The organism is Blautia sp. AF19-13LB, assembly GCF_003479105.1.
In the GTDB taxonomy this organism is placed as follows: domain Bacteria; phylum Bacillota; class Clostridia; order Lachnospirales; family Lachnospiraceae; genus Fusicatenibacter; species Fusicatenibacter saccharivorans.
Window position 1 is genome coordinate 10,786 of sequence record NZ_QUGO01000033.1, and the last position, 2,739, is coordinate 13,524.

Below are 2,739 nucleotides of genomic sequence, written 5' to 3' on the forward strand. Positions count from 1 at the left end.
TTTGATTGCCAACACCAAAGGGGACGGGGAAAAAGCAGGGGAAGATTTTTGGATAAAATCGGAACGGCTCTTTTACTGCGCCCTTATCGGCTACATTTGGTACGAAGCCCCGGAGGAAGAAAAGAACTTCACGACGCTGCTTGAAATGATAAATGCCAGTGAAGCCCGCGAGGACGACCCGGAATTTCAGTCCCCCGTTGACCTTATGTTTGAACGGTTGGAGGAAAAAGACCCGGAACACTTTGCTGTCCGGCAGTATAAGAAATTCCTGTTATCTGCGGGAAAGACAAGAAGCTCTATCCTCATTTCCTGCGGGGCGCGGCTTGCCCCTTTTGACATTAAAGAGCTGCGCGACCTTATGGAAACCGACGAAATGGAACTTGATACCATAGGCGACCGTAAGACCGCCCTGTTTGTCATTATCAGCGACACCGACGACACTTTTAACTTTGTTGTGAGTATTCTTTACACGCAGCTTTTCAATCTTCTTTGCGACAAGGCAGATGATGAATACGGCGGCAGGCTGCCCGTCCATGTACGCTGTCTGTTAGACGAGTTTGCAAATATCGGGCAGATACCGAAGTTTGAAAAGCTCATAGCCACTATCCGAAGCCGGGAAATCTCTGCTTCAATCATTCTGCAAAGCCAGTCGCAGCTAAAGGCGATATACAAAGATAACGCCGATACCATAGCCGGCAACTGCGACACCACCCTTTTCTTGGGCGGCAAGGAGAAAACCACCCTCAAAGAAATGTCGGAAATCTTGGGGAAAGAAACCATTGACAGCTTCAACACTTCCGAGAACCGGGGGCGTGAGGTATCACATGGGCTGAACTATCAGAAGTTAGGCAAGCAGCTTATGACCGAAGATGAAATTGCAGTCATGGACGGCGGGAAATGTATCTTACAACTACGAGGGGTACGCCCGTTCTTCTCTGATAAGTATGACATTACAAAGCACCCCAACTATAAATATCTTTCCGACTATGACAAGAAAAATACCTTTGATATGGAAAAGCATTTAAGGCGCAGACCCGCCCTTGTAAAGCCGGACGAACCCTTTGACTATTACGAAATCAGCGAAGCAGATTTGCAGGAGGACACCGACCATGAATAGACGTATGCAGAAGAAAAAAGATAAGAAAATCACAGAAGCCATAAACGGGCTTGTTTTCATTGCCGAGCGACGGGAACAGCAACGGCAGGCAGCTATCCAGCAGTTTGTGAAACGGTGTGAAGCCCTGTATGAGCAGAAACGGGTGCGGCGGGAACTTTGATTTTACGGGAGGTTATACTATGAGCAGACAGAAAACAAAAACTGATGATATACGTCGTGAACATTATTTTACAAAGATGATAGAAAATGCAGAAAACGCTCTGCGGGAGTATTTGCAGGAACGCGGAGGGGAACAGACCCTTTACGTTACCGAGTATATGCAGCGTAGGAGCTATCTTTTGGAATGACGAAAAATGTGTGTTCCCGGCTGAAAAGAAAGGAGGAATTGACGCAGTAACAAAGAAAAAGACAACTTGCATGATACGCGCCCCTACAAAAATTCCTATCGCCCACACTGACAACTGAATACCGCCGCGCGGCAGAACTTTAGGCAGCGCGGGGACTTATGACCGCGGCAGTTTGAAAACTGACCGCCGTTTTTTATGCCCTTTTATAGGGCAAGCCGCATTTGCGGCAGAAAGGAGCTTTATGGAATTTTTTAACTCTGCTATCGACGTATTACAGACCCTTGTTATCGCACTGGGCGCAGGCTTAGGCATTTGGGGCGTTATCAATCTCTTGGAGGGATATGGAAACGACAATCCGGGTGCAAAATCACAAGGCATTAAGCAGCTTATGGCGGGCGGCGGCGTTGCCCTTATCGGCACTATCCTTGTACCGCTTCTTTCCGGTCTGTTCGGATAAGATTACGGAGGGTAGCCTATGGAGAGCATACTGGAAGCGATTAACGAATGGATAAAAGAAATCCTTATCGGAGCCATTAACGGCAACCTTTCCACTATGTTCGGGGACGTAAACGAAAAAGTAGGCACCATTGCAGCGGAGGTAGGCAAGACCCCGCAGGGGTGGAACGCAAACATTTTCAGCATGATACAAAATCTGTCGGAAAATGTGATTGTACCCATTGCGGGGCTTGTCATTACCTATGTCCTCTGTTATGAGCTTATCAGCATGGTAACGGAAAAAAACAATATGCACGACATAGAAACATTTATGTTTTTCAAGTGGTTTTTCAAAGCCTTTGTTGCCGTTTTCTTGGTAACACATACCTTTGATATTACTATGGCGGTGTTTGATATGGCGCAGCATATTGTATCCGGCGCGGCGGGGGTAATCGGCGGCGATACGAATATCGACGTAACCGAAGCCCTTGCCGCCATGCAGGAGGGACTAAAAGATATGGAAATCCCCGAACTACTGTTACTTGTTATGGAAACGAGCCTTGTAAGCCTTTGTATGAAAATCATGTCCGTACTGATAACCGTTATCCTCTACGGCAGAATGATTGAGATATACGCCTACTGTTCTGTTTCCCCTATCCCTTTTGCTACCATGACAAACCGGGAATGGGGACAGATTGGGAACAACTACCTAAAGGGGCTGTTTGCACTGGGCTTTCAAGGCTTCCTCATTATGATATGCGTCGGCATTTATGCGGTTTTAGTAGGCGAAATGGTCTTAGCGGACAATCTGCACAGCGCGATTTTTTCCCTTGCAGCCTA

General features: G+C 47.1%; 5 protein-coding genes. All 5 read left to right on the forward strand.

Going from position 1 to position 2,739, the window contains the following annotated elements; translation table 11 throughout:
* Window positions 1-1,117 (forward strand): VirD4-like conjugal transfer protein, CD1115 family (locus DWX32_RS18370; RefSeq protein WP_147398513.1); only part of this gene is annotated, 1,117 nt, incomplete at its 5' end.
* Window positions 1,110-1,277 carry a hypothetical protein gene (locus tag DWX32_RS19930; protein WP_018112834.1) on the forward strand — a complete coding sequence of 56 codons (168 nt, stop codon included), beginning with the start codon at window positions 1,110-1,112 and terminating at the stop codon, window positions 1,275-1,277. The genes DWX32_RS18370 and DWX32_RS19930, both read left to right, overlap by 8 nt.
* Window positions 1,278-1,296: 19 nt before the next feature.
* Complete coding sequence (locus DWX32_RS19935; RefSeq protein WP_162858247.1) at window positions 1,297-1,464, forward strand: hypothetical protein; 168 nt, start codon at window positions 1,297-1,299, stop codon at window positions 1,462-1,464.
* Between the two features lie 241 nt (window positions 1,465-1,705).
* Window positions 1,706-1,921: a Maff2 family protein gene (locus DWX32_RS18375; protein WP_009906233.1), complete on the forward strand. Its 216-nt coding sequence runs from the start codon at window positions 1,706-1,708 to the stop codon at window positions 1,919-1,921.
* 18 nt (window positions 1,922-1,939) lie between these two features.
* On the forward strand, window positions 1,940-2,739 hold an 800-nt coding region (locus DWX32_RS18380; RefSeq protein ID WP_118660828.1), incomplete at its 3' end, for a VirB6/TrbL-like conjugal transfer protein, CD1112 family.

Excerpts from the sequence above, each read along its gene's own strand:
- DWX32_RS19930 (WP_018112834.1), top strand. The coding sequence starts at position 1,110 with ATGAATAGACGTATGCAGAAGAAAAAAGATAAGAAAATCACAGAAGCC.
- DWX32_RS19935 (WP_162858247.1), top strand. The coding sequence starts at position 1,297 with ATGAGCAGACAGAAAACAAAAACTGATGATATACGTCGTGAACATTAT.
- DWX32_RS18375 (WP_009906233.1), top strand. The coding sequence starts at position 1,706 with ATGGAATTTTTTAACTCTGCTATCGACGTATTACAGACCCTTGTTATC.